At 55.1% G+C, this 24,535-nt stretch carries 22 protein-coding genes; 10 read left to right on the top strand and 12 right to left on the bottom strand.

Annotated features, from left to right (window positions below):
• Positions 1–135 precede the first annotated feature (135 nt).
• Positions 136–807: a LysE family transporter gene (locus AADB16_RS04490; RefSeq protein WP_410801672.1), complete on the top strand. Its 672-nt coding sequence runs from the start codon at positions 136–138 to the stop codon at positions 805–807.
• Here the strand turns inward: AADB16_RS04490 and AADB16_RS04485 are convergent.
• Positions 752–1,813 carry a 3-deoxy-7-phosphoheptulonate synthase gene (locus tag AADB16_RS04485; RefSeq protein WP_309044751.1) on the bottom strand — a complete coding sequence of 354 codons (1,062 nt, stop codon included), beginning with the start codon at positions 1,811–1,813 and terminating at the stop codon, positions 752–754. The genes AADB16_RS04490 and AADB16_RS04485 overlap by 56 nt on opposite strands.
• A 361-nt stretch (positions 1,814–2,174) precedes the next feature.
• Here AADB16_RS04485 and AADB16_RS04480 point away from each other — a divergent pair, with 361 nt between their 5' ends.
• Positions 2,175–2,963: a secretin N-terminal domain-containing protein gene (locus AADB16_RS04480; RefSeq protein ID WP_309044750.1), complete on the top strand. Its 789-nt coding sequence runs from the start codon at positions 2,175–2,177 to the stop codon at positions 2,961–2,963.
• A gap of 3 nt (positions 2,964–2,966) precedes the next feature.
• Here AADB16_RS04480 and AADB16_RS04475 read toward each other — a convergent pair whose 3' ends face one another.
• A complete protein-coding gene (locus AADB16_RS04475) occupies positions 2,967–3,470 on the bottom strand; it encodes a molecular chaperone DnaJ (protein WP_410801670.1) in 504 nt (167 codons plus the stop codon).
• Between the two features lie 172 nt (positions 3,471–3,642).
• Here AADB16_RS04475 and AADB16_RS04470 point away from each other — a divergent pair, with 172 nt between their 5' ends.
• Both AADB16_RS04470 and AADB16_RS04465 read left to right on the top strand, forming a co-directional pair.
• Positions 3,643–4,758 (top strand): efflux RND transporter periplasmic adaptor subunit, encoded by a 1,116-nt coding sequence (locus tag AADB16_RS04470; RefSeq protein ID WP_410801669.1) that lies wholly within the window; start codon positions 3,643–3,645, stop codon positions 4,756–4,758.
• Positions 4,758–7,835 carry an efflux RND transporter permease subunit gene (locus tag AADB16_RS04465; protein WP_410801667.1) on the top strand — a complete coding sequence of 1,026 codons (3,078 nt, stop codon included), beginning with the start codon at positions 4,758–4,760 and terminating at the stop codon, positions 7,833–7,835. Before AADB16_RS04470 ends, AADB16_RS04465 begins: the two co-directional genes overlap by 1 nt.
• A gap of 110 nt (positions 7,836–7,945) precedes the next feature.
• Here the strand turns inward: AADB16_RS04465 and AADB16_RS04460 are convergent, their stop codons facing one another.
• Positions 7,946–9,634 (bottom strand): putative bifunctional diguanylate cyclase/phosphodiesterase, encoded by a 1,689-nt coding sequence (locus AADB16_RS04460; RefSeq protein ID WP_410801665.1) that lies wholly within the window; start codon positions 9,632–9,634, stop codon positions 7,946–7,948.
• Between the two features lie 191 nt (positions 9,635–9,825).
• On the opposite strand from AADB16_RS04460, the gene AADB16_RS04455 reads away from it, so the two are divergent.
• The 4 genes from AADB16_RS04455 to AADB16_RS04440 all read left to right on the top strand — a co-directional run bounded on the left by AADB16_RS04455 (position 9,826) and on the right by AADB16_RS04440 (position 13,874).
• Positions 9,826–10,140, top strand: a complete 315-nt coding sequence (locus AADB16_RS04455; RefSeq protein WP_298452559.1) for a DUF3301 domain-containing protein — start codon at positions 9,826–9,828, stop codon at positions 10,138–10,140.
• A 116-nt stretch (positions 10,141–10,256) separates the two neighbouring features.
• Positions 10,257–11,597, top strand: coding sequence for a substrate-binding domain-containing protein (locus AADB16_RS04450; protein WP_410801663.1), 1,341 nt, complete (start codon positions 10,257–10,259; stop codon positions 11,595–11,597).
• A gap of 100 nt (positions 11,598–11,697) precedes the next feature.
• Positions 11,698–12,993 (top strand): pyridoxal phosphate-dependent aminotransferase, encoded by a 1,296-nt coding sequence (locus tag AADB16_RS04445; RefSeq protein WP_309044744.1) that lies wholly within the window; start codon positions 11,698–11,700, stop codon positions 12,991–12,993.
• 56 nt (positions 12,994–13,049) lie between these two features.
• Entirely contained in the window at positions 13,050–13,874 is an 825-nt protein-coding gene (locus tag AADB16_RS04440; RefSeq protein ID WP_410801661.1) for an inositol monophosphatase family protein, read from the top strand.
• A 3-nt stretch (positions 13,875–13,877) separates the two neighbouring features.
• Here AADB16_RS04440 and slmA read toward each other — a convergent pair whose 3' ends face one another.
• The 9 genes from slmA to AADB16_RS04395 all read right to left on the bottom strand — a co-directional run bounded on the left by slmA (position 13,878) and on the right by AADB16_RS04395 (position 22,432).
• Positions 13,878–14,468, bottom strand: coding sequence for a nucleoid occlusion factor SlmA (gene slmA, locus AADB16_RS04435; RefSeq protein ID WP_410803576.1), 591 nt, complete (start codon positions 14,466–14,468; stop codon positions 13,878–13,880).
• Between the two features lie 34 nt (positions 14,469–14,502).
• On the bottom strand, positions 14,503–15,312 hold the full coding sequence (locus AADB16_RS04430; RefSeq protein ID WP_410801659.1) for a thiazole synthase: 810 nt from the start codon (positions 15,310–15,312) through the stop codon (positions 14,503–14,505).
• An 84-nt stretch (positions 15,313–15,396) separates the two neighbouring features.
• Positions 15,397–15,597 (bottom strand): sulfur carrier protein ThiS, encoded by a 201-nt coding sequence (gene thiS / locus AADB16_RS04425; protein WP_309044740.1) that lies wholly within the window; start codon positions 15,595–15,597, stop codon positions 15,397–15,399.
• 7 nt (positions 15,598–15,604) lie between these two features.
• A complete protein-coding gene (locus AADB16_RS04420) occupies positions 15,605–15,979 on the bottom strand; it encodes a DUF423 domain-containing protein (RefSeq protein ID WP_410803574.1) in 375 nt (124 codons plus the stop codon).
• A gap of 43 nt (positions 15,980–16,022) precedes the next feature.
• Positions 16,023–16,823, bottom strand: a complete 801-nt coding sequence (locus tag AADB16_RS04415) for a symmetrical bis(5'-nucleosyl)-tetraphosphatase (RefSeq protein ID WP_410801657.1) — start codon at positions 16,821–16,823, stop codon at positions 16,023–16,025.
• On the bottom strand, positions 16,816–17,679 hold the full coding sequence (gene rsmA, locus AADB16_RS04410; protein ID WP_410801655.1) for a 16S rRNA (adenine(1518)-N(6)/adenine(1519)-N(6))-dimethyltransferase RsmA: 864 nt from the start codon (positions 17,677–17,679) through the stop codon (positions 16,816–16,818). Before rsmA ends, AADB16_RS04415 begins: the two co-directional genes overlap by 8 nt.
• Positions 17,676–18,701, bottom strand: coding sequence for a 4-hydroxythreonine-4-phosphate dehydrogenase PdxA (gene pdxA / locus AADB16_RS04405; RefSeq protein ID WP_410801653.1), 1,026 nt, complete (start codon positions 18,699–18,701; stop codon positions 17,676–17,678). Before pdxA ends, rsmA begins: the two co-directional genes overlap by 4 nt.
• Positions 18,701–20,056, bottom strand: a complete 1,356-nt coding sequence (locus AADB16_RS04400) for a peptidylprolyl isomerase (protein ID WP_410801651.1) — start codon at positions 20,054–20,056, stop codon at positions 18,701–18,703. Before AADB16_RS04400 ends, pdxA begins: the two co-directional genes overlap by 1 nt.
• A gap of 75 nt (positions 20,057–20,131) precedes the next feature.
• A complete protein-coding gene (locus AADB16_RS04395) occupies positions 20,132–22,432 on the bottom strand; it encodes an LPS-assembly protein LptD (RefSeq protein WP_410803572.1) in 2,301 nt (766 codons plus the stop codon).
• 353 nt (positions 22,433–22,785) lie between these two features.
• On the opposite strand from AADB16_RS04395, the gene AADB16_RS04390 reads away from it, so the two are divergent.
• Complete coding sequence (locus tag AADB16_RS04390) at positions 22,786–23,829, top strand: aminoglycoside phosphotransferase family protein (protein ID WP_410801649.1); 1,044 nt, start codon at positions 22,786–22,788, stop codon at positions 23,827–23,829.
• Complete coding sequence (gene murU / locus AADB16_RS04385) at positions 23,826–24,533, top strand: N-acetylmuramate alpha-1-phosphate uridylyltransferase MurU (RefSeq protein WP_410801647.1); 708 nt, start codon at positions 23,826–23,828, stop codon at positions 24,531–24,533. Before AADB16_RS04390 ends, murU begins: the two co-directional genes overlap by 4 nt.
• Positions 24,534–24,535: the final 2 nt, after the last annotated feature.

Below are 24,535 nucleotides of genomic sequence, written 5' to 3'. Positions count from 1 at the left end.
AAGCCGGGATCATTTAATTCGGTACGTGAAAAAACCGACGACTGGATTTATGCTGACAGGCCGGTAAAGGTTCTGACAAACTCTGATGCCTAATACAGCCTAGCCCAGATACCCAACCTAGAGAGAAATTTCCGTATGAACAGTTACTGGCCAGAATTCCTTACTGTGGCGCTCGTCCACCTGCTCGCTGTAGCGAGCCCAGGGCCAGATTTTGCTGTGATGCTCCGGCAGGCATTGTGCCAAAGTCGCAAAAACGCTCTGCTTACAGCAACCGGTATCGGGGTCGGCATTCTGGTGCACGTAAGCTATTCACTGTTGGGTATTGGCTTGATCATCCAACAGTCGATTTTGCTGTTTACCGTTCTCAAAATTGCGGGCGCACTTTACCTCACCTGGATCGCCGTACAATGCCTGAGAGCCAAGGCAGGCGGAATCTACGTGGACACCAAAAGCAGCTCCCAACAGACAGGGTTTGCTGCCCTCCGGTTGGGTTTTCTGACCAATGCCCTGAATCCGAAGGCAACGCTCTTTTTCGTTTCGCTGTTCTCGGTTGTCATCAGCCCTGGCACGCCGGTGGCCATCCAGGCCGGCTATGGCGCATACATGGCACTGGCAACAGGACTTTGGTTCACCCTGGTTGCGGTGTTTTTCACGCTGCCTGCCGTACGCAAAAACTTTAACCGCTTCGGCCATTGGCTCGACCGGCTCATGGGCGGTGTTCTGTTGCTACTGGCGGGGCAGCTCTTGCTTTCTACAGTGAGCGGAGCAGAGCCTCCGTCTGATCCCAGCTCAGGCATGGGTCAGTAATAGAACAGCCGTAACGCAGGTCGTCGCCATCGTTTTGCCGGCCTGCTTCCAGAAAGCTTTCCAGCATCAGCCCACGAATTCCGGTATTGCCAGCATGCTTCTGTCGCATCACTTCACGGGCTACGTCGATCTGTCGTTCTGACTGTTTGCAGGCATTATCATGGCTACAGTCCACCATGATTGCGGCACACACACCCGCATCAGCCAGGCTTTGCGTGGCATGTTGAATGCTCACTTCGTCGTAATTGGTAATACCCCGGCCGCCACGCAGCACCAGGTGTGTGTCTGGATTACCCCGGGTGCTGACCATTACTGGTGCGCCATGGCTGGACACTCCCAGATGATGGTGTGGGTGTGCCCCAGACTGCATGGCATTAATCGCAACATTGATTCCGCCGTCGGTCCCGTTTTTGAACCCGGCAGGCATGGGCAAACCACTAACCATCTCGCGGTGAATCTGGGATTCGGTGGTACGGGCTCCGATGGCAGTCCAGCTCACCAGATCGCCCAGGTAATCCATGGCGAAAGGGCTCAGAGCCTCAGTGGCAAGCGGTAATCCCATTTCCGCCAGGTTCAGAAGCAGACGGCGCGAGCGCAGCAAGCCTTCGTTAAGGTCGCCAGCCCCAGTGCGCTCCGGATCGTACAGCAACCCCTTCCAACCCACTGTGGTTCTTGGTTTTTCCAGGTAGGCCCGCATAACAATCAAAAACCGATCGCTGACGGCGTCAGCGAGAACTTTAAGCTTTTCGCCATACTCCAGCGCAGCCACTTCGTCGTGAACCGAGCAAGGCCCCACCACAATTAACGTACGATCATCTACGCCGTGCAGAATGTCCCGGACAGCTTGGCGGTGCCTTTCCACCTGCCGTGCAAGTCGCTCATCCACAGGTAAGCGCTGGCGCAGCTCAGCCGGCGTTGGCAATGCAGTTTCCTGTCGGTGTGTTGCGGCGGCACTCTGCGCCTGGTCCATCTGGCGTTCCCCGGCAGTGTTTAAAGGCATGTTCATGTCTGTGTTCCCGTTTCCTTGCTTCAGAATCAAAAAAGCCCCGGCTGGGCTACAGTCGGGGCTTTTTGATTCCGACGGCAGCCTGGTTTTTCGCCGGGCTGCCATCCTCGTTGTTCGTTTGGTGAAGATGTTATGGGCGGCCCTGGCTCTGGCTAAAATAGCCATAACCAAACCACCAAAAAAACACAGCAGCGACTGTCGCCAACGGTTTTTGGCCGAAAGCTTGCAGAACATTCAATTGACAGATCGCTTGTGTCGTCTTCATGCTTATCAATATATACCCCGGGTTTTCAACTTGGCAACCCGTAAACCGGATTATTTAACAAACAAACCGGATTTATCAGAAAGATGGGAACCAACTATGACACTGAATTTGCGGAATCTCAGCGTGCTGTTCCTCTTTATATCTGCGCTGGCACTTCTTTCGGGCGCAGGCTCGGCACTCGCTGAATCCCGGGCGTATCAGCTCAACAACCGGCCCGCAGCAGATGTTGCCAACCAGGTCAGAGAGCTTTATCAGGGCGAACCTGTTTCCATTACCGCCCAAGGGCAAAAAGTGGTCGTTCGCGGCGAGCAACATCTGCTGGATGAAATAGCTACCCTGGTAAACACCCTCGACGTGGCTCCGGCTCAACTCCGGATCACAGTGCGGTCTACAGAAGATATTGGTGGCAAGCGCTCCGGCGCCGGTGTCACCTCAACACGTAACGAGATTGGCGTAACTGCAGAGCACAGGGTTACCAGCACCGGCGGCTCCCGGGAACGCAGCCTTGTAGTTATGGACGGGCAATCTGCTCATATCAGCTCGGGCCAGGTACGCACTCTGCCCTTCGCAGTGCGCGGTGGCCGAAACCCCGCCGCCATCTTGACCCAAGTCGAAACGCGCAGCGGATTTGTGGTTAGCCCACAGGTGATTTCAGATCGCTCGGTGGAACTGAACATCGTATCTTTCGAAGCCGACCCTGCTGAGCTGAAGGGTTATGATACCCAAGCGGTTGTCACCATTCGCAGAGTAGAACCTGGACAGTGGATTTCCCTGGGTAGCACGTCAACGGAATCTACCAGCAAGCAGTCAGGCATTGCCTACAGCGTAAATAGCAGCCGGTCGGATAACCGAAGTTTTGAGGTCAAGGTCGATGTCATCCACTAACATTTACTCCCTGGTGCGCAGCAATACACTTTTGGCTTCGTTAATTTTTGCGGCCAGATAATCACTCCCGCCACGATCCGGGTGCAGCTTCTGTATCAGGCGGCGGTGCGCCAACACGACGTCTGCTTTCGAACACGCTGCTGTAACGCCGAGGATTTCGCAGGCCTCTCGCTCTGTCATTCCATTAAAGGGTGCTTGCCCAGCTCCGGCGTGCCCTTCATTTGATCCAGCATCGCCAGTATTATCTTTTCCGGTAAACAGCCGATTCAGCGCCGGAAAGAAACGAACGAGCTCGGGCAACTTCCGCAACAGCGGGATTAACGCCGCAATGGCGGCAGTCAGCACGTGCACTCGGCCGGTTAAAACCATTACCAGCAGAAACACCCCGCCAACAATAAGTACGAGCTTCCAGGTTGCAGCTTTCTTCTTTTCCGCCGACAATCCGCCCCACTGTTTCAGAATTACAAAGACGGCCGCCGCCAGCGCAATTCCCAGTATCCAATGCATGAATGATCCCTTACTGCTGAAAGAACGTAGTTCTGGCACCTAGTGTAACGACAATGTTCGCCAAAAGTACCTACAAACCGGTGACAACAGCACCCTGAATTTTGTAGCATGCTATGTTTTGTCGCGAATCAATCCTTCCCGCATCCAAACAGAGATTTCCAGGACCAGACTTATGCGCACTGCTTCCCGCTTCCTGATTGCAATTATTTTCCTCGGTGTGGTGCTTGGTGGCATCTTCGGCTACAAGTTTTATCAATTTGGCCAAATGGGTGAAATGCTCTCCCAGCCTCAACCACCCGCGGAGATATCCGCTACCAAGGCTCGCACTGAGCAATGGACACCCTCTATCAAGGCTGTAGGCAGCATCAAGGCTGTTAACGGCATCGAAGTGGCAAACGAGGTGCCCGGCGTCATCGAGAAGATTAATTTTGAGTCCGGCGACACTGTCAAGCAAGGCGATATTCTTATTCGCCTGAACGCCTCGATCATAGAAGCTTCCGTGCGCACCCGCCGAGCCGAAGCACAATTGGCCGAGCAGGAATTCAAGCGCATTTCCGATCTGCTACCAAAGCGCGCTGTTTCCCAGGCCCAGTATGACGAGTCCAAGGCAAACTTTGACGCGGCCCAGGCCCGCGTTAATGAAACTGAAGCACAGCTGAGCAAAAAGGTCATCCGTGCACCTTTCGACGGCACATTGGGTATTCGCATGGTAGACCAGGGCCAATACGTTCCCACGGGCACGCCCATCGTCGAAATCAACATGCTTGATCCGATCTACGTGGATTTCACGCTTTCTGAGAAGAACCTGCAAAGCGTTGCCCGGGGTTACGATGTTTCCGCGACGGTTGCCGCTGTGCCGCAACAGGAGTTCAAGGGCAAAGTCAGTGCCATCAACACGTCCGTCAACCCGGAAACACGCACTGTGCGCGTACGCGCCACTCTGGACAACCCACAAAAACTGTTACGCCCGGGTATGTTCGCAACCATTCAAACCCTTCAGCCAGACGATAGAGACGTGGTTACCATACCGCTCACTGCGATCTCCTATAACACCTATGGCGACTTCGTATTTGTTATTGAAGAAAACGACGAAGGTAATTTGATCGTTAATCGCCGTTCTGTCGAAACCGGCGAAACCAGGGATACGCAGGTTGCTATTACTTCCGGCCTTGAAGCCGGTGAGCAAGTGGTTTCCAAAGGATTGCTGAGACTCCGTGCCGGCCAACGGGTCACCATTCAGGATGACGGAAATGGCGAACAGAAGCAGCCGCAGGAGGCATCTGAGTAATGCGATTCACTGACATTTTCGTCCATCGTCCCGTATTGGCGACGGTGGTTAGCCTTCTTATTCTACTGCTCGGCGTTCGGGCAGCCATGGAAATGGAAATCCGGCAGTACCCGGAGCTTGAGAGCACCACCGTTACGGTAACGACGGCCTATCCCGGTGCCAGCTCAGACCTGATCAAAGGTTTTATCACCACGCCTTTGCAGCAGGCTATTGCTGAAGCCAGTGGCATCGACTACCTGACATCTACCAGTTCTCAGGGCCTTTCCACCATCCAGGCCAAAATGAACCTGAACTACGACGCTAACGCCGCACTGGCAGAAATACAGGCAAAAGTGGCCAGTCAGCGTAACGTTTTACCTGCGGAAGCTCAGGATCCGGTTATCACCTCCACAACAGGTGACTCAACGGCACTGATGTACATCGCCTTCTACAGTGAGGATCTCGATGTTCCGCAGATTACCGATTACCTGACACGGGTTGTTCAGCCCAGAATCCAGGCTTTAGCCGGCGTTGGTAAAGCAAACATACTGGGTAGCCCCTTTGCTCTGCGGATCTGGCTTGATCCAGAGCGCCTGGCCGCCGTGGATATGACGCCTACGGAAGTCGTCGCAAAACTGCGGGCTAACAACTACCAGGCGGCCGTCGGTAATACCAAGGGCACCTATACCGAAATCAGTATGACCAGTGACACAGATGTGTCCGACCCGAACGAGTTCCGGAATCTGGTTGTCAAGGAAAAAAGCGGCACCCAGATTCGCCTTCAGGATATTGCACGGGTAGAGCTGGGCTCGCAAACCTACGACAAGCTGGCACTGTACAAAGGCAAGCAGGCCACGTTTGTAGCAGTTGATCTTGCACCCGGTGCAAACCCTCTGACGGTAGCCGGACTGGTTAAAGACGATCTGCCAGATATCGAAAGCCAGCTGCCTGCGGGTATGAATGTTCGGCTCGCATATGACGCGTCTGATTTTATTGAAGACTCTATCAACGAAGTTATTCGCACCCTGATTGAAGCCATGGGCATCGTGCTCGTGGTCGTATTCTTGTGCCTGGGCTCCATTCGGGCATCCATTGTGCCCTCGGTTGCGGTACCACTATCGCTGATCGGTGGTGCGTTTATCATGTTGATGTTCGGGTTCTCGTTGAACCTGCTCACCTTGTTGTCCATGGTTCTCGCCATCGGTCTGGTGGTAGACGACGCCATTATCATGGTGGAAAACATCCACAGGCACATTGCGGAAGGTGAGTCACGATTTGACGCCGCGCTACATGGCGCACGGGAAATGGCGGTGCCCATTATTGCCATGACCACCACGCTGGTTGCTGTGTATGCGCCAATCGGTTTTATGGGCGGTCTTGTAGGCTCGCTCTTTACCGAGTTTGCGTTCACCTTGGCAGGCACGGTTGTGATTTCGGGCATCATTGCACTGACACTGTCACCCATGCTGTCCGGTATGGTGCTCAAGCCCCACGGCAGCCCCGGCAAGTTTGAAACTCTGGTTGAAAACACGTTCAACAGCATTGCCTCCGGCTACAAAGCCATTCTCGGCTCATTGATGCAAACCAAATCAGTGGTCGTGTTCTTTGCATTGGTGGTTCTGGGCTCGATTTACTTCATGGTGATGATGAGCCAAAACGAACTCGCTCCAACGGAAGACCAAGGCATTCTTTTCTATCAGGGCCTAGCTCCCCAAACGGCGACCATGAAGTATCTGACAGAGCACGGTAGCGAAGTGCAGAACCGCATTGCGACGGTGCCTGGCTATCAGGAAGACTTCATGATCATCGGCATCACCGCCCCCAACGCAGTGTTTGGCGGTTTCAAAATGGAGCCTTGGAGCAAGCGGGATATCTCCCAGTTTGAAGTACAGCCGCAATTGGATGCCGAACTGAAACATGTAACTGGCCTGCAAACTGCGGCATTCGCAATGCCGGCACTGCCAGGGTCGGGTGGTGGGTTGCCCTTCCAGTTTGTTGTCACTACCGGTAGTAGCTACGAGCAACTCGACCAGGTGGCCGATGAGCTGCTAGGCAAGGCAATGGGTAGCGGTAACTTCATGTTCCTGAAAAAATCCATCAACTTTGATCGTCCGGTTACGCGCATCAAAGTGGATCGCGATCGAGTCGCCGACCTCGGGCTCTCTATGCAAGACGTAGGGCAATCACTTTCAAGCATGCTAGGCGGTGGCTATATCAACCGCTTCAGCATGGAAGGCCGGTCTTATCAGGTTATCCCACAGGTGGACCAGGAGTTCCGGCTGGATGAGCAAGCACTCAATGATTACTACATCCGTTCAGGCAAGGGCGACCTTGTGCCGCTGGGCAGCGTTGTAAGCTTTGAACACGGTGTAGAGCCCTCAGACCGCACCCAGTTCAACCAGCAGAATTCCCTGACACTGGAAGGTGTTGTCATGCCGGGCGTGTCTGCGGGTGCAGCCATGGACTATATTGAAGCAACTGCGGATGAAGTATTCCCGCAAGGCTTCACCTACGACTACACTGGCCAAAGCCGACAGCTGGCAAACCAGGGGAGTGCTCTGATTGTAACCTTCTTCCTGTCGCTGCTGGTTATCTATCTGGTCCTTGCCGCGCAGTTCGAAAGCTGGAGAGATCCAATCATAATTCTGGTCTCTGTGCCTATGTCCGTAGCGGGTGCCATGGCGTTTATCGTGCTTGGTTTCGCAACCATGAACATCTACACGCAGGTCGGCTTGATTACCTTGATCGGGGTGGTCTCGAAAAACGGCATACTGATTGTAGAGTTTGCCAACCTGTTGCAGAGAGACAAAGGCTTGAGCAAGGTAGAAGCTGTTATTGAAGCAGCCGCCATTCGCTTACGACCAATCATCATGACGTCATTGGCGTTGATCTTTGCCATGGTGCCACTGCTCATTGCAGCGGGTCCTGGTGCCGAGAGCCGGTTTGCTATTGGTCTGACGATCACCGCTGGCCTTGGTATAGGCACGCTGTTCACGATCTTCGTATTGCCAGCCTTCTACATTTTGCTGGCCCGTGATCACAATGAAGGAAAAGAAGAGCAGGACGTTAGCCCAAAGCCGTTACCCGCGAATTCGTAACGGGTAGCGGATAAGGTTAAAAAAACCGGCTCACTGAATGGTGAGCCGGTTTTTTTATGAGCAAAATTTGATCACGAGGAAGCGGCAATGCCGACGGTGGCAGCTACAACTCAAGCAGTGCTATTACGATAGGGATCAGAAATCATGTCTTGTAATTGCTGCCAGCGCTGGGGCCGAGCCATCAAAAAGCCCTGCCCGCGCTGACACCGCAACTCGCATAGCTCCTGATACTGTGCCTGAGTTTCGACGCCTTCTGCGACAACCTCAAGACCCAGGGCTTCGGCTATTCCGAGGATCGCAGTTACAATCTGCGAGCCACCACTTTGGCCACCAAGACGGCTAATAAACTGACGGTCAATTTTCAGAACTTGCACTGGAAGGTTTTGCAGATAAGCCAGTGATGAGTAACCGGTTCCAAAATCATCAATCGCTATCCCCACGCCCTGCTCCCGAAACGCTCTCAGTATTTCCAGACATTGTTCAGAGAGGTTCATTACGTGGGTCTCTGTGATCTCTATTTCCGGGCGCCAGCCGAGCTCACGAATACGATCAAACAATGGACCAATCGCTACACCCAGCCGTGCATCCGTAATCTGGCGGGCAGATATGTTGATTGCCAGGCCATACTGGCCCTGCGAGGGCGGGGGTGCCTCGCGCAAATCCGCCATAATCCCTCGCACCAACTGATAGGTGATCTCATGGATCTGGCCACGGCGTTCTGCCAAAGGAATAAAATCGCCAGGGGACACCGCACCAAATTCAGGGTGTTGCCAGCGCAACAAAGCCTCAACGCCCACAATCTGACCTGAGCAGAGGTCGTACTGCGGCTGGTACACAACATGGAACTCATCCGATGCGGTTTTAAGAGAGACTGTCAGAGCTTCGGAGAGCTCATGCTCACGGCGGCCCTTCTCATCGTCCGCCTCGCTGTATATGCGATAACAAGAACGCCCTGCCAGCTTGGCCATATGCATGGCACGATCTGCATTTTGCAAAAGTTCTGTACCAATTTCCCCGTGTACCGGATATACCGCTGCCCCTGCAGATGCTGAAATGAAGCATTCGCGGTCGCCAACAATCACAGGTGCACGGAATGCCTGGATCAAGCGCTCGCATAATTCATGCAACATGTCGTATTCCTGAAGCTCCACAATGACGGCAAATTCGTCACCTGAAAGCCGGGCCACTATGTCATCCTTGCCCACCACGCTCTGAATACAACTTGCCGCCTGCTTTAACACCCCATCGCCACGCTCATGCCCATGCAGGCTATTGATCATCTTGAAAAAATCCAGATTCACAAACAGAACGGCGAAGCTGGTATCACCACGCGAGCGCCGGCTGACGCGAGCGTTTAAAAACTCCTTGAATAACGAGCGGTTGGGCAGTTCCGTAAGCGGATCATAATAAGCAAGTGACGCCAGGCGCTCATCTGCCCCGCTTCTCTCCCCCATATCCATAAACATTCCGACATAAACCTGCTGGCCTCTGTCTTCCATGGCGTAAATGCTGAGCCACTGCGGGTAGTCTTCACCGCTTTTCTTCCGGTTCCAGATCAAGCCTTCCCAGCGCTCACCATTGGCCAGAGACTGCCACATCTCACGGTAGAACTCAGGCGTATGGAGCCCGGAACTCAAAACAGAAGGGGTCTTCCCCACCACCTCGTCAGACTGATAGCCGGTGATAGTATGGAACATGTGGTTTACATAGGTAATTCTGGGCTCTTTAGTGGCAATCATGATTGCGCGTGGATACTGCGCCACCAAAGCCTCAAAATCGTGGGGTTGCTCAATCGGCATAAATCACATGCTCCTGGTACTTCTAGTCCACAATGGTCTCATCTGCGCACCAATCAGTACAGCGGGGCGCCGCCCGCTGCAGGCCCGTGTTCGATCAAAACCATAGTAATTCCCCATGCCCCCACAATTAAGATAGGCTAAACTCTAATCCGTTACACAATTCGGAAAGCTGTCACTATCGTGCTGTTATCATGACTCTAGGAACACTGTTCTGGCTTTTTACCGCTGGCTTTGCCATCTGGTACTGGTGGCGAGCCAAGGCCATTAAGGACTCGGTGCTCCAAGCCGCTCACCGCTACTGCAAAACCATGGACGTCATGCTGCTTGACGATGCTATCTATCTGCGCGGCATCTGGTTCAAACGGGATGACCAAGGCCAGCTCCGCGTTTGGCGGCGCTTTATGTTCGATTTCACATCCACGGGCGAAGAGCGCTATAGCGGACGGATTATCATGCTTGGCCCGCGCATATTGCAAATGGAACTGGACCCTCACCGCTTTTCCTGACGCTCCTGAATTGCCCGCCTATTATTACAATCACCCACTCCCACTGAAACATTCCTGTAATAGTTTTGTAGCATTCTTCATGCAACGCTAACTATCTGTTGCTATGAGGCTTTCCGATGATTCAAATCCGCCGACGCCATCTGCAGCGCACCCTTCTGGGAGTGCTCTACCTGCTTTCTATTGTCAATGCACCTGCCAGCCACGCCGAAGATATGGAGATTCATGGCTCCAATACCATTGGCGCAGAACTCGCCCCCATGCTTGTTGAAGGTTTCCTGAAAAGCCGTGGTCAAGGCCCTGTAGGCTCCTTTAGCAACGGGACGGATAACGAGAAACTTCTGATCGGCAATCAGGATGGCTCCGCACTTCGAATTCTGGTTGCCGCCCACGGCTCCAGTACGGGATTCAAAGCGCTGCAAACCCAATCTGCAGATGTGTGGGCCTCATCACGCCCAGTCAAACCAGCAGAAGTGCAGCAAATGGCGGGGCACGCTAACCTGAAGAGCATTGAAAGCGAGCATGTAATTGCCATTGATGGCCTCGCGGTGCTGGTTCACCCGTCAAATCAGATTAACCAGCTGGATACCAACACTCTGGCCAGGGTATTTTCGGGTGAAATCAGTAACTGGTCCGAGGTCGGCGGCGCCGACCTGCCCATTAGCCTGTACGCACGGGATGACCGCTCCGGAACCTGGGACACCTTCAAGAGCCTGGTTCTGGGCAAGCGATACCCGCTCCACGCATCGGCCAGACGCTATGAATCGAACGACCAGCTTTCTGACGATGTGAGTGTCGACCCGGGAGGCATTGGATTCTCCGGGCTGGCTTCGGTACGCAGTAGCAAACTGCTGGCAATCTCAGAGGGTGAAGCACCCGCTTTGAAGCCCTCAAGGCTGACCGTGGCCAGCGAAGACTACCCACTTGCGAGGCGTTTGTTCATGTACACATCTGGTGATAACACAGCCGCCATAGCGAAAGACTTCGTGGATTTCGCATTGAGTGCCGAAGGCCAGACTATCGTCTCCAGGTCAGGGTTTGTCTCCCAGAATCCACTCGCGATCAAACCCGATTTGGACAATAGCACCCCAGCCACATTCAAGTTGCTGACACAAGACTACAGCCGGCTGACCGTCAATTTCCGGTTCTCGGAAGGGCGTACCAAACTGGACAATAAGGCGCAAAGAGATTTAAGGCGAGTGGCTGAATTCCTGATCAGGGAAAACCGCAGCCCCGATGACCTGATGCTGATCGGCTTCGCCGACCAACAAACTAACGAGCTGAGAGCACAGATGATCTCGGAATTACGAGCCCTTTCAGTGCGCAAAGCTCTGCACAACTTAAACGTTCTTGATGTCAGCTACACCGGCTACGGGCACTACATGCCGGTGGGCACTTCAGGAGGTGAAAGCGGCCAACTGCGAAACGGGCGAGTAGAGGTATGGGTTCGCGACCGTTAAGTGACGCTATGCTTCGGCAATCACCTATCCTTATAGCACCCACAGATATGTTTGGGTTTCCTATACTGTCGGGGCCACCCCCAACCAACAGACTGAGACAATGGACATCCATAACGACCAGCGCTTTGCGATTAACCTGAACGTTCGAGGCATACAGCCTTCCGCCACGCTTCGGATCAACGAGCTAAGCAACCAGCTCAAATCCGAAGGCAAGGACATCATCAAGCTCGGGCTCGGGCAATCCCCTTTTCCAGTCCCCCAGCGCGTAGTGGATGCGCTGAAAGAGCACGCCCACGAAAAGGACTATTTGCCGGTCAAGGGCTTGAAAAGCCTGCGTGAATCCATTGCCGGATATATCAACCGCAGCGAGCGCATGCGATGTACCTGGGAAGACGTATTGATCGGCCCAGGCTCCAAGGAGCTGTTGTTCATATTGCAACTGGCTTACTACGGCGACCTGCTCATTCCACGCCCAAGCTGGGTTTCCTACGCACCTCAGGCACGCATCATCGGCCGCTCCGTGCACTGGCTACCCACCCATGCAGAAAACAACTGGCAGCTGACCGCTGAAGAGCTGGACATCATTTGTCGGGACGACGCTTCGCGCCCGCGTATTCTGATCCTCAACTACCCCTCCAACCCAACCGGGTGTACCTACACGGACGACCAGCTGCTGGCGATTGCTAATGTGGCCAGAAAATACCGGCTCATCCTCCTCTCCGACGAGATCTACGGCGAAGTGCACTTCGAAGGAAAGCACAAATCCATCGCCCGCTACTACCCGGAGGGCACCATTATCAGCACTGGTCTGAGCAAGTGGGCGGGCGCCGGAGGCTGGCGACTGGGCACCTTCATCTTCCCGAAGGAGCTGCGCGCCCTGCAGGACGCCATGGCCATCATCGCCAGCGAAACCTACACGTCCACCAGCGCGCCCACTCAATATGCTGCGATTACCGCGTTTGACGGTGGCGATGATATTGAGGAATACCTCAAACAGTCCCGCCGCGTGCTGAAAGTGGTGGGTGAGTACATACACACCCGTCTGAGCGCCATGGGCGCGGTTGTGCAAAAGCCCGAAGGTGCATTCTATGTGTTCCCGGATTTCTCCAACTTCCGGGACGAGCTTGCAAGAAAAGACATCAAAACCAGCCAGGCGTTTTGCCAGTCTTTGCTGGAGAGCACCGGCGTGGCCATTCTGCCAGCCAGTGACTTCGGGTTTGCTCCCGATCACTTGGGCGCGCGCCTGGCGTTCGTCGACTTTGACGGTGCTGGCGCCCTGCAGTTGGCCGGTGAGGATCAGGCCGATCAAGAGTTGGGGGATGACTTCATCGAGAAAGCCTGCCCTCGCCTGGTGAAGGCTATGGACAAGATGGAAGCCTGGCTGAACAGCCTCTGATCAAGCCGTGGTAGACTGGCGCCCTCACTCTTCAGAGAAGTTTTAAAGGGGGCGCCATGTCTGATTCTGTTTCCCTGCGGGACATTACCGATTTCGCAGAAGATCTGGCTATTGAAGCCGGAGAGCTGATTCGTCGGGAGCGTGACAACAACACCCTCCGTACTGAATACAAATACCAGGCTGAGTTAGTGACCCACGCCGACATCATGGCCGATGAGTTCATCACCAGCGCCATTCAGAAACGCTTCCCGGATCATCGAATTCTGTCAGAGGAAAACACTCCGGACCTCAGCCAGGCCGAGAACCTCGAAACACCTCTTTGGATTGTTGACCCGATTGATGGCACCGTAAACTACGCCTACGGACATCCGCAGGTTGCTGTGTCCATTGCCTACGCAGAAAACGGCCGCGTGCAGGCCGGCGTGGTACATGCACCTTTCCCCGGCGAAACCTTCCGCGCAACCCGCGGCGACGGTGCCACGCTCAACAGTAACCCGATTTCCCACAGCGGTGCGACGGTTCCACGGGATTCTCTGTTTGCGACGGGGTTTCCTTACACCAAAGACAACCTGGCTCCTCTGGTTAACCGTCTGAACGCGATGATCCATGAGTGCCGCGACCTGCGCCGCATTGGTTCGGCTGCCCTGGACATCTGCTGGGTAGCCTGCGGCCGATTGGATATCTACTACGAAAACGTCAGCCCCTGGGATTTCGCCGCCGCACGCCTGATTGCACTGGAAGCCGGCGCCACAGCCGGCCACTTCAGCGAAGTGCCCGACGGTTATCCGGCCGACCTTTGGGGGCGCGACATTCTGATATCAGCGCCTGCGATCTGGGACCCCATACGCCAGATTCTTCGTTCTGCTTCTGGATACGAATGAGGCTTATTCAGGCCAAATAGCCTCAGCAACCAAGTCCCAACTTTCGTCAAAATCAGCCGTGGGCAATCGGGAGAACGATGAGCGTACAAATCGCTGAATGCGGCCTTCCATGAACACCAGAACAAAGTCCGCACCCCGGGTAGCACTGGTGCGTGGCCGCAAGCCCTGACGAATCTCGCCTTCTTTCAGGGTTTGCCGTACCTGGGTTTCCAGGCGCTCGAAAAACTGGGAGGCACGCTTGCGCAATGCCTCGTTTTCGCCGATCAGCGCATCGCCCGTGAGAACACAACACAAACCCGGATTACGTTCGGCAAACACCAAAACCAGATGCGCCAACTGCTGCAATCGCACGCGCACATCGTCCTGCTCCTGCAGGATTACCTGACAGCGGGAAAACACCGCATCTTCCGCAAACTCCAGAAGCGCTTCAAACATCTTCCGCTTGCTGGGAAAATGGCGGTACAACGCCGCCTCAGTCACACCAACGGATTTAGCGAGAACAGACGTGGTGATTCTGGCTCCGGGGTCCTTTTCCAGGAGCTCCAAAAGGGCGTGGAGGATTGCCTCCCGGCGACTGGGCTTCTGATCGTTTATGGCCATACTGCAGCGCTCTTAATCAGAATAGAAATTAAAAGAAAGTGCCATCAAGGGGCGAGGATGCACTTGCGTAGAGCTTTTTGGGCATCCGGCCTGCCAGATAAGCTTCTCGGCCAGCGTCAATCGCCAGGCGCATGGCATTGGCCATCTTGATCGGGTTTCTGGCTTGAGCAATGGCAGTGTTCATCAGAACACCGTCGCAACCCAACTCCATGGCAATAGTAGCGTCGGAGGCTGTACCTACACCCGCATCTACTAACACCGGAACCTTGGCATTTTCGACAATCAACCGGATGTTGTAACGGTTCTGAATGCCCAACCCGGAGCCAATAGGTGCGCCCAGAGGCATTACGGCAATACAGCCCATTTCCTCAAGAATCGTGGCCAGCAAGGGGTCGTCGGAGCAGTAAACCATCACTTTGAAGCCGTCTTTAATCAGCTCTTCCGCGGCCGCCAAGGTTTCCGGCATGTTCGGGTACAGGGTTTTGTGCTCACCCAGCACTTCCAGTTTGACCAGATCGCGACCGTCGAGAAGTTCCCGTGCCAGTTTGCAGGTGCGCACTGCGTCTTTGGCGGTATAACAACCGGCCGTGTTGGGCAGGATGGTGTAGCGGTCCGGGGAAATCACATCCAGAAGATTGGGCTCATCCGGATTCTGGCCCAGGTTCGTACGGCGAACCGCCACGGTTACAATTTCAGCACCACTCGCTTCAATAGCACGGCCTGTTTCTGCCAGGTCGCGGTATTTCCCGGTGCCAACCAGCAATCGCGACTGGTAAATGCGACCAGCAATTTCAAGCGGTTTATCTTCGGGCAGCAGGATTTCTGGTGTGTCGGTCATAGTGTTTCCGGGTTGGTAAAACGTAAGGATGTAATCTTTTGAAAATGCATATCACAGCCAGGCTCCAGCCTAGCCAGATGGGGATTAGCCGCCCCCGATGGCGTGTACCACCTCAACGCGATCTCCGTCGTTAAGGGTAAACTCGACGTGCTGGCTGCGAGGCACTATGTCCTCATTTACTTCCACTGCCAGCCGTTTGCCGGTCAGTGCCATTTCTTCTAACAATGAGGAAACGGTGGCACCTTTTGTGAGTACCTTGGCTTCGCCATTTACTTGAACCTGCATAACGCTCCTAACCTCTCTCTTGATTCGTTTGCTGGCCCACGCCAGCGGTCAGCAACAATATCCAGCCGATCATAAAACAGACACCGCCCATAGGCGTAACCGGGCCAACCCAGCGTATGTCAGTCAGCACCAGTGTATACAAGCTGCCGCTGAACAACAGAATGCCCGCCACAAAAAAGCCTGCGGCCAGCCCGAGCAACCGCCGTGAAAGCCCAAAGCCTGCCAGCAAAGCAACCAGCACCAACGCGATGGCGTGATACATCTGGTAGCTAACCGCCGTCTGGAAAACATCCAGGCTGCGCTCGCTCACCAGGTTACGCAGGCCATGCGCACCAAACGCCCCGGCCATCACAGCCGTGAGCGCAAAGAAGGCACCAATCATAATAGGCAAACGCATAAGGCCGGAGGTATGTGGCTTGGCCGATTCAGCAATCACAATGGATTTTCTCTCCAGTATCCAGGTTCATCATGGTGAGCGCTCCGCCCCAAACGCAGCCAGTATCCAGACCTATAAAGCGGTCTTTGCCTGTTTCACCTTCAATCGCAGCCCAGTGGCCGAAAATCACGCGCAAGTCATCCGTGCGGGGGAATTCAAACCAGGGGGCATAGCCCTCGGGCGCGCTGCCAACAGACTCTTTAGCAGTGAGCTCAAGTCTGCCATCCTGGGCAATAAAACGCATTCGGGTGAAGTAGTTGGTGATCACCCGCCAGCGATCCATGCCTGTGAGGTCTTCATTCCAGCCTTCCGGCTGGTTTCCGTACATCAGTGCAAAGTATTCCCCGGCCTGCTCCCCGCGAATCACCTCTTCCACTTCCCGTGCGCTGGTCAGGGCCTGCTGAATGCTCCAGATGTGGGGCACCCCCGCGTGGGACATAATGAGGTTCCGCTCAGGGTCGTGTACACACAAGTGCTGCTGGCGCAGCCAACCCACCAGCTTGTCGCGGTCGGGGGCCTTCAATATACCCTTGAGTGTATCCTTGCGCTTTGGCTCATGGCCACCAAGGGCCAAAGCCAATAGGTGCAGGTCGTGATTGCCGAGAACCACCACTGCGGAATCGCCCAGGCTTTCGATGTAACGAAGCGTTTTAAGTGAGGAAGGGCCACGATTAATCAGATCACCTGCCACCCATAGGCGATCACGGGAAGGCGAAAAGTCCACCTTCGCCAAGACGTCCTGCAAACGGTCATAACAGCCCTGAATATCGCCTATGGCGTAATCAGTCATGGCTATCTCCGCTTAAGTCTCCCGCATCATTTTCGCCGACCTGGACACCCGGTGGATCAATGCCTTTTTCAGTGACCAGTAAGTCCGCAATGCTCACAAAATCCGCCAGGCTGAGATTTTCGGGCCTAAGGCCGTCATTGATCCCCAGAGCCTGCAACTGCTCTACCGTTACCATGCCAGCCAAGGCCTTACGCAAGGTTTTCCGGCGAGCATTAAATGCGGTTCGTACCACCGCCTGCAATGTGACGAGATCCTTGGCCGGATGCGGCAGTTCCTTATGGGGAACCAGCCGCACAATGGCGGAATCCACTTTTGGCGCAGGGCGAAATGCACCGGGGCCCACTTCAAACAAAGGCTGAACCTTGCAGAAATACTGGGTCATGATCCCCAGCCGGCCATAATTATTATCGCCGGGTACAGCGCCCATACGTTGCACCACTTCTTTCTGCAGCATGAAGTGCATGTCTTGCACCACACCCGACTGGGCCAGCAGATGGAAAATCAGCGGCGTAGAGATGTTGTAGGGCAAGTTGCCAATAATGCGCAGAGGCTTCTCATCCACAAGCTGGTTAAAATCGAACTTGAGCGCGTCAGCTTCGTGAATGCGGAATTCCGGGTAGTTGAAAAACTTGGTGCGCAGCACAGGGATCAGGTCATGATCCAACTCCACAACCTGCAGTTTTGGATTAACCGCCAGAATTTCCTCGGTGATCGCTCCGAGGCCGGGGCCAATTTCAACAATGGCATCGTCCGGCTTTGGGTGAATGGCGCGAACAATGCGTTCAATGACGCCCGGATCGTGAAGGAAGTTCTGGCCAAACCGTTTTCTGGCCTGATGTCCGGCTTTTTTACTCACTCAGATGTCTCTTTGTTGGGGGCTTTGCGATTCGCAGATTTGAGGGAGCGAGCCATTTGCCCGCCCACCCGGATAGCCGTGTACAGACTGCCGGAATCTGCCTTGCCTGTACCGGCAAGATCCAGAGCAGTGCCGTGATCCACCGATGTGCGCACAATGGGCAAACCCAGAGTAATGTTTACAGCACGCCCAAAACCCTGAAACTTGAGCACAGGCAGGCCCTGATCGTGGTACATAGCCAGAGCTGCATCGGCATCATCAAGCCAATGCGGTGTGAACAGTGTATCTGCCGGTAGCGGACCGATCAGCTGCATGCCTTCAGAGCGAAGCTTCTCAAGCGTTGGTTCGATAACGTCAATTTCTTCCCGGCCAAGATGGCCGCCTTCCCCGGCGTGGGGGTTCAGGCCGGCAACGAGAATTCTTGGTTTCTCAATGCCGAAAAACTTTTTCAGGTCGGCATTCAGAATGGTCGCGACTTGAGTAATCCGTTCCGGCGTAACCGCGGCGGATACGTCCTTCAGGGGTAAGTGAGTTGTTACCAACGCCACTCGCAGCTCTTCTGTGGCGAGCATCATGACCACTCGCTCAACCTCGCAGAGCTCCTGCAGGAATTCGGTATGGCCACTGAATGCAATTCCGGCTTCGTTGATGATGCCTTTGTGAACGGGCGCAGTAACCATGCCATCAAAATCACCTGCAAGGCAGCCCTTAGCAGCAACCTTGAGGGTTTCCAGCACATAGTGACTGTTGGCAACATCCAGTTTGCCCGCATGAAACGATGCACAACCCTCAACATGCAACACCGAAAGCTCACCCGCATCTTTTTTTGGTGCCATGCCGGGCTGCCAAGGATGCAGATTAACATTGAGGCCCATAAGCCGGGCCCGAGCCTCCAGCAGTGGCAGGCTGGCGACAACCACCACACCGGCATCACACGGTGCTGCCGCCAGTTGCAAGCATAGCTCGGGGCCTATGCCGGCAGGCTCACCCGCCGTGAGGGCCAGTACAACCTCATCGCTCATTATTCCGCAGCTTCCTGAGACTCACCGGCCTCTTCTTCCGTAGTGTCGGTTGCATACTCTCCTTTTAGCTCAACAAAGGCTTCATCCCGGATTTCCCGGAGCCAGTTTTGCAACTCGGAGTCGAATTTGCGGCGATAGATAGTCTGGCGCGCCTCCGCCTCTTTCACTTCAACACTGATGTCTTTCTGGCGACGCTCTTCAACCAAAAGGATGTGCCAACCAAACTGCGAGCGGAACGGCCCTTTGAACTCACCAACTTCGGCTTCCTGCATGGCTTGCTCAAAGGCTGGCACCATTTGCCCGGGGCTTACCCAGTCAAGATTGCCGCCGTCAGAACCGGACACGGGGTCGTCTGAATACTGCTTTGCCAACGCGGCGAAATCAGCACCGTCCTGCAGCTGCTGAAAGAGATCCCGAATAGTGGCTTCCGCCTCTGCATCCGTTACCGCTCCAGAAGGCCGAATCAGGATATGGCGCACAAGGTTCTGCTGTATGACCTGCTTCTGGGCACCACCGCGCTTGTCCATCACCATAACCATGTGGAAGCCGCTGTTGTTCTCGAGAACCTCCGAGGGCACGCCTACTTCAAGCGCTGGCACAACCGGCGCAACCAGTGATGGTAACTGGCGCTCGGCACGCCAACCCATATCTCCGCCTTCAAGAGCGTTGCTGGCATCGGATTCCGCAACGGCCACTTCACGGAAATCGCGACCGTTCACTATGGCAGTGCGGAGTGCTTCGGCTTTCTCGCGGGTAGCATCTACCGCGGCATCATCAGCGGGGTTATCCAGTTCGATAAAAATATAGGCCAGTCGATATTCCGCGTCGTTCCCGCCGCCGGATTCCAGCGCCAGAAGATAGTTCTCAACCTCCCTGTCTGTTACACGAATACGGTTGCCAACCTGCCGCTGCTGAACGCGACCTGAAAGCATTTCCTGACGAATCTGTTCCCGTGCCTGGCGGTAGCTTACGCCTTCCGCTGCCAGCTGGTCTTCAAACTCGGTCAGGCTCATACCGTTATTCTTGGCAATGTTGGCCAGGGTTTCGTTCAGCTCGTTATCACTGATGCGCATGCCCATTTTGTCGGCCATCTGCAACTGAACAGACTCGGTAATCAACTGCTCAAGAACCCGTTCTTCAAGAAGGCGACGTGGAGGCAAGCCTGTGCCTTGAGCCGCCAGGCGACCAGTAATGGTGCTGACTCGCGCCTCCAGCTCGGATTGAAGAACCACATCGTCATCCACGATAGCAACCACTTGGTCGAGCAGCTTACGCTCTGCCTGAACCGAAAAAGACAGCGCCACTGCCAACAGCATCAGCAGTGTCTGAAAACCTTGGCGAATCGTCGCCTTCATAATCACCTCATAATGAAGAAATAAGCCTGCGGATAAGGTACCGGAATGGCACAGTTGCCGTCAGGGCAAAACGAATCAGCGGGTTCCGAAACGGCGCTGCTCGCGCTCATCGAACCCATATATAGCTTCAGAGATCGACGAAGAGGACCCGCCACTGCCACCCAGGCCTTTTAGCTGAATCTGGAACAGTATACGGCTGTCCAGCTGCTGATCATCTGTCAGGTAATTCTGGTGAACCACCTGAACACTCCAGCAGCAATTGTTGTACTCGATCCCTGCCAAAGAGCCGACGGTACGATCGAGATCCGAATCGTACACCCAGCGGCCGATCAGACTAACACGGTCTGTTGCCGGGAGAACCGCCGCAATATCAGACTGGTCCAGCTCCCCTTTGCTGTAAGTATGGCCAACACTCGCCAGATACCGATAGTCCTGCGAATGGAAGATCAGCTGGCTGCGACCCTCTTCCGTATCACCGGTTTCAGGATCCCAGAGCCCCGAAGACCGGATTTGCAAGTTCTGCAAAGGATTCAACACCACCTCTCCGGCAAGCGGCGAACGGCTGCGATCACTTCCGCCTTCACCAAACAGCGTCACCTCACGATCCTCGAAGTACTGAACCTGACCAATGCTGAAGCGAGCCCGTTCCGCGCCGGTAAGCAAATCGTTGAACCGGCTGGTCAACGCCACGGTGAGCTGGTTGGCTTCGCCTACCCGGTCGCCGCCCACAAAACGATCAGGCTGGAACAGTTGCTCAAAGCGAAAGGTCTGCACTGCGGTATCAAACGACGGGATGTAGTTCTGATCTGCTTCTGCATCAGCCCAGGCGTAATACAGCCGGGGCTCAAGGGTCTGGTTGTAGGGCACATCAAACAGATTAGTCTGGCGATCAAAATACAGGCCGTTGTCCCACTCCACCACAGGCACCGTGCGGTCGAACCCTTCCGTTCCGGCGCTATAATCTTCCAGCTCGTAGCGGGTGTAGTCCAGGCTCACCGATGGGCGGCTATAACCCCATAGGGCGCGCATTGGTAATGCCAATTCTGGCCGTGCACGAAAGCGCTGACCATTCGCTTTATCGAGCCCCGTCAGCGTATCGTTGTCGCGATAGAACCAGGTGTACTGGCTCTCCAGCCCGGCCTCAAACAAGCCGGCTTTGGCGGTTCCGGCATACACAACATCCGGCAGCTGAGCGTATGGCCTATCCGCTTGGGCAATTCGGTCGCTGACGGTCTGATAGTCATTGAGATACACATCAAAATACTGGTTTGGCCCCTGATAGCGCACGCCTCCAATACGCTGCAGGTGCGTGGCCTGATTTATTGCCAGACTACGGTTCAGGTCGCTCAGATAGTCTTCATCACTGACCACAGAAAAATCACCATAGCCGTTCCAGCCACCCCCAAACTCTGCCCGGGTGGACGCATCCAAAGCCCAGCGCTGGCCGGATTCGTCAGGGTTGTCATCTGCATAGGCCGAATCATTATCTATATATCCCACCTGCAAGGTAGTCTCGCCAAGCCCACTGAGGTATCGGCCTTCCACCTCATTGAACAACCCGCGGCCATGGATGTACTGCGGCGTGAACGTGGCATCGTAATGGGGTGCCAGATTCAGGTAATAAGGCGTGGCAATGTATGCACCACTACCCGCGCTGGAGGAACCAAACTGCGGGTACAGAAAACCCGTTTTGCGTCGGTCATCAATGGGGAAGCTGGCGTAGGGCCAATAAAACACCGGAACATCCAGAACCTCCAGGCGAACGTGCTTGGCGGTTCCAAAGCCTTCGGTCTGATCCAGCTCGATTTCGGAGGCCACAATCGCCCAGTCGTTTTGCTGCGGGCCACAGGTGGTGAGCATGCCGTCGTGAATTTCTACCCGGGAATCATCCACCCGGGAAAGGCTTCCGGCACTGCCCCGCATTTCCGGACCATGCAGCAGAAAGGTCGCCGTATTGATATCGAAGCGCCCGGAATCCACGCTGTATTCGGCGCGCTCGCCGGTCAATAAAAAGCCCTCGCCACGGCTCACCAAGGGGCCTTCAATCGTAAGCTGGCCGGCACTCTGGCTATACCGCGCCTCAGAACCGTTCACCCGGAAGTTGCCTTGGCGCACCTTTACATCGCCTTGCAGATACAGCTCGCTGTCAATTTCGTAGCGGGCATTCAGGCCGCTGGCTTGCAGGGCCTCAGCCTCATCCGCGCTTCCTCCAAAAACGGCCGAACCGTTTTCGTCGCCACCCGATGGCAAATACCCACCTGAGCAAAAGGTTGGCAATGAATTCCTGACCGCATCCGGGAGCTGACTTTTCGGGCGCCAATCCAGCTCTGCCGCAGACGGAGCAAGCGCCTCAGCAGACACTCCGGTTGCTGACATCAGGGCAAGCCCCGCAAACAGGCTCGCACACCGGCGTTGCAATGTGCCTTTCTGCGCCTGCAGATAGCTGTCGGACATTGGCACGGTAGCAAGGTTCCTGTTCCAGATGCGTGAAGGCGTGTGAATAGCGCAACAGGGCATCTAAACACACACAACAGCGGCCTAGTTTACACGTGCCCCGGAGGCTTGTTAACGGAAACGGGGCCGGATAAGCGAAACTCCGCTGCAAATCCGGCTTAGCCTCTTTATACTCCTTGCAAAGAAGCCGACAAGAGAGCGCATTTTATCGGCGCAACTCCGGCTAACTGACGCTATGTTTCAATGCACACTTTTCCAGGATAACAGCCCGAGCTATGGATAACCGCCTGCAGACGCTGACCGCCTGGGTCAGCCAGTTCCCCGGCTTTGAGAACGCCGAAGCCCAACCCGTTTCCGGCGACGCCAGTTTCCGGCGCTACTTTCGGGTCTGCAAAACGGATGTAAACGGCAACCAAACCCCATTTATTGTTATGGATTCGCCCCCTGAACTGGAGGACTGCGGGCCTTTCGTTCACATTGGCAGGCACTGGCGACAGTCCGGAATTACAGTTCCCCGGATATTCGAAGCCGACCCGGTGCGCGGTTTTCTCTTGCTGGAGGACTTTGGTGACCAGTTGATGTTGGGCCAGTTAACCCCGGATACCGCAGATTCCCTCTACCAGGGTGCGCTGGACGAGCTTGTGCTGATCCAGCAGATTCCCGCACAACCGGACTACCCTCTGCCAGCCTATGATGCAGCACTGCTGAACCGTGAAATGGCACTGTTCCGGGACTGGTTGCTGGAAGGCTACCTGGGACTGGAGCTCGACAACATCGAGAAATCCATGCTCGACACCACCTTCGCATTGCTCCGCGAGAGTGCTCTGGCCCAGCCGGAGGTCACCGTACACCGGGATTACCATTCCCGAAACCTGCTGGTGCGGGAACAGGGCACTCGCCCCGGTGTGATTGATTTTCAGGATGCTGTATCCGGACCGGTGACTTACGACGCCGTATCGCTACTAAAGGACTGCTACATCCAGTGGCCTGAAGAGCGTATTTGTGAGTGGTTGGAAAGCTTCCGCAAACAGGCCCTTGAAGCAGGCCTGCACCGTGCAGACCAGGACACCTTCCGCCAGTGGTTTGAGTTGATGGGCATGCAGCGCCATCTGAAAGCCGCCGGCATTTTTGCCCGCCTGGCCATGCGTGACGGCAAGACTCGCTATCTTGAGGACATTCCCCGCACTGTCGGCTACCTGCTCACCGCCAGCAAGCAGCAACCTGCATTGAGGCATTTCCATGACTGGCTGGCTGCAATCGCCGTACCGCGAATTGAACAGCTGATTGGCCCAATTCCGGCTCAGGAGCATATTCAGTGAAAGCGATGATTCTAGCAGCCGGCAAGGGAGAGCGCATGCGACCACTCACCCTGACCACCCCAAAGCCCTTACTTAGCGCAGGCGGCAAACCGCTCATTGAACATCACCTTGAGCATCTGAACCGTGCCGGCTTCCGCGACGTGGTCATCAACCACGCCTGGCTCGGCGAGCAAATCGAGTACACCTTGGGCAACGGCGAACGGTTCGGTTTATCGCTGCATTATTCACGGGAAGGCGAGCCACTGGAAACCGCCGGCGGCATCGTTCGCGCCTTGCCGCTACTCGCATCCGACGACACCCAGTGGTTTATGGTTATCAATGGCGACATCTGGGCCGACTTTGACCTGACCCGGTTACAACCGCCGGCACCCGGCGATCAGTCTTCTCTCGACGCGATTCTGGTGATGGCAGACAACCCGGTGCATCACCGAAAGGGTGATTTTTGTCTGAACGACAACGGCCTGCTTTCCGAAGAGTGTGCCGGCAAGGAGGGTGAGACGCTGACCTTTACCGGCATCAGCCTCCTGCACAGACGGCTGTTTGAGGGGCTGACTGATCAAGCCGGCAAGCTTGGGCCCGTTCTACGAGCGGCCATGGCAAAAAGCCGGGTAGCCGGCCTGCACCATCTTGGCAGCTGGGTTGATGTCGGAACGCCTGAGCGGTTACGGGCGCTGGATCAGCAACTGGCGGCTCAGGAGCCTTAGCC

It is taken from the genome of Marinobacter sp. KMM 10035 (genome assembly GCF_046537445.1).
Lineage (GTDB): Bacteria > Pseudomonadota > Gammaproteobacteria > Pseudomonadales > Oleiphilaceae > Marinobacter > Marinobacter sediminicola.
Note: the sequence above shows the minus strand (reverse complement) of the source record. Positions and strands in the feature narration are given on the sequence as shown.

What these genes read in the sequence shown, in the direction of transcription:
- thiS (WP_309044740.1), bottom strand. Translation starts at nt 15,597, where the DNA reads ATGCAGGTTCAAGTAAATGGCGAAGCCAAGGTACTCACAAAAGGTGCC.
- AADB16_RS04475 (WP_410801670.1), bottom strand. Translation starts at nt 3,470, where the DNA reads ATGCATTGGATACTGGGAATTGCGCTGGCGGCGGCCGTCTTTGTAATT.
- AADB16_RS04450 (WP_410801663.1), top strand. Translation starts at nt 10,257, where the DNA reads ATGATTCAAATCCGCCGACGCCATCTGCAGCGCACCCTTCTGGGAGTG.
- pdxA (WP_410801653.1), bottom strand. Translation starts at nt 18,701, where the DNA reads ATGAGCGATGAGGTTGTACTGGCCCTCACGGCGGGTGAGCCTGCCGGC.
- AADB16_RS04395 (WP_410803572.1), bottom strand. Translation starts at nt 22,432, where the DNA reads ATGTCAGCAACCGGAGTGTCTGCTGAGGCGCTTGCTCCGTCTGCGGCA.
- AADB16_RS04455 (WP_298452559.1), top strand. Translation starts at nt 9,826, where the DNA reads ATGACTCTAGGAACACTGTTCTGGCTTTTTACCGCTGGCTTTGCCATC.
- AADB16_RS04415 (WP_410801657.1), bottom strand. Translation starts at nt 16,823, where the DNA reads ATGACTGATTACGCCATAGGCGATATTCAGGGCTGTTATGACCGTTTG.
- AADB16_RS04480 (WP_309044750.1), top strand. Translation starts at nt 2,175, where the DNA reads ATGACACTGAATTTGCGGAATCTCAGCGTGCTGTTCCTCTTTATATCT.
- AADB16_RS04420 (WP_410803574.1), bottom strand. Translation starts at nt 15,979, where the DNA reads ATGATTGGTGCCTTCTTTGCGCTCACGGCTGTGATGGCCGGGGCGTTT.
- AADB16_RS04390 (WP_410801649.1), top strand. Translation starts at nt 22,786, where the DNA reads ATGGATAACCGCCTGCAGACGCTGACCGCCTGGGTCAGCCAGTTCCCC.
- AADB16_RS04490 (WP_410801672.1), top strand. Translation starts at nt 136, where the DNA reads ATGAACAGTTACTGGCCAGAATTCCTTACTGTGGCGCTCGTCCACCTG.
- AADB16_RS04445 (WP_309044744.1), top strand. Translation starts at nt 11,698, where the DNA reads ATGGACATCCATAACGACCAGCGCTTTGCGATTAACCTGAACGTTCGA.
- AADB16_RS04470 (WP_410801669.1), top strand. Translation starts at nt 3,643, where the DNA reads ATGCGCACTGCTTCCCGCTTCCTGATTGCAATTATTTTCCTCGGTGTG.
- AADB16_RS04400 (WP_410801651.1), bottom strand. Translation starts at nt 20,056, where the DNA reads ATGAAGGCGACGATTCGCCAAGGTTTTCAGACACTGCTGATGCTGTTG.
- AADB16_RS04440 (WP_410801661.1), top strand. Translation starts at nt 13,050, where the DNA reads ATGTCTGATTCTGTTTCCCTGCGGGACATTACCGATTTCGCAGAAGAT.
- AADB16_RS04485 (WP_309044751.1), bottom strand. Translation starts at nt 1,813, where the DNA reads ATGAACATGCCTTTAAACACTGCCGGGGAACGCCAGATGGACCAGGCG.
- AADB16_RS04465 (WP_410801667.1), top strand. Translation starts at nt 4,758, where the DNA reads ATGCGATTCACTGACATTTTCGTCCATCGTCCCGTATTGGCGACGGTG.
- AADB16_RS04430 (WP_410801659.1), bottom strand. Translation starts at nt 15,312, where the DNA reads ATGACCGACACACCAGAAATCCTGCTGCCCGAAGATAAACCGCTTGAA.
- AADB16_RS04460 (WP_410801665.1), bottom strand. Translation starts at nt 9,634, where the DNA reads ATGCCGATTGAGCAACCCCACGATTTTGAGGCTTTGGTGGCGCAGTAT.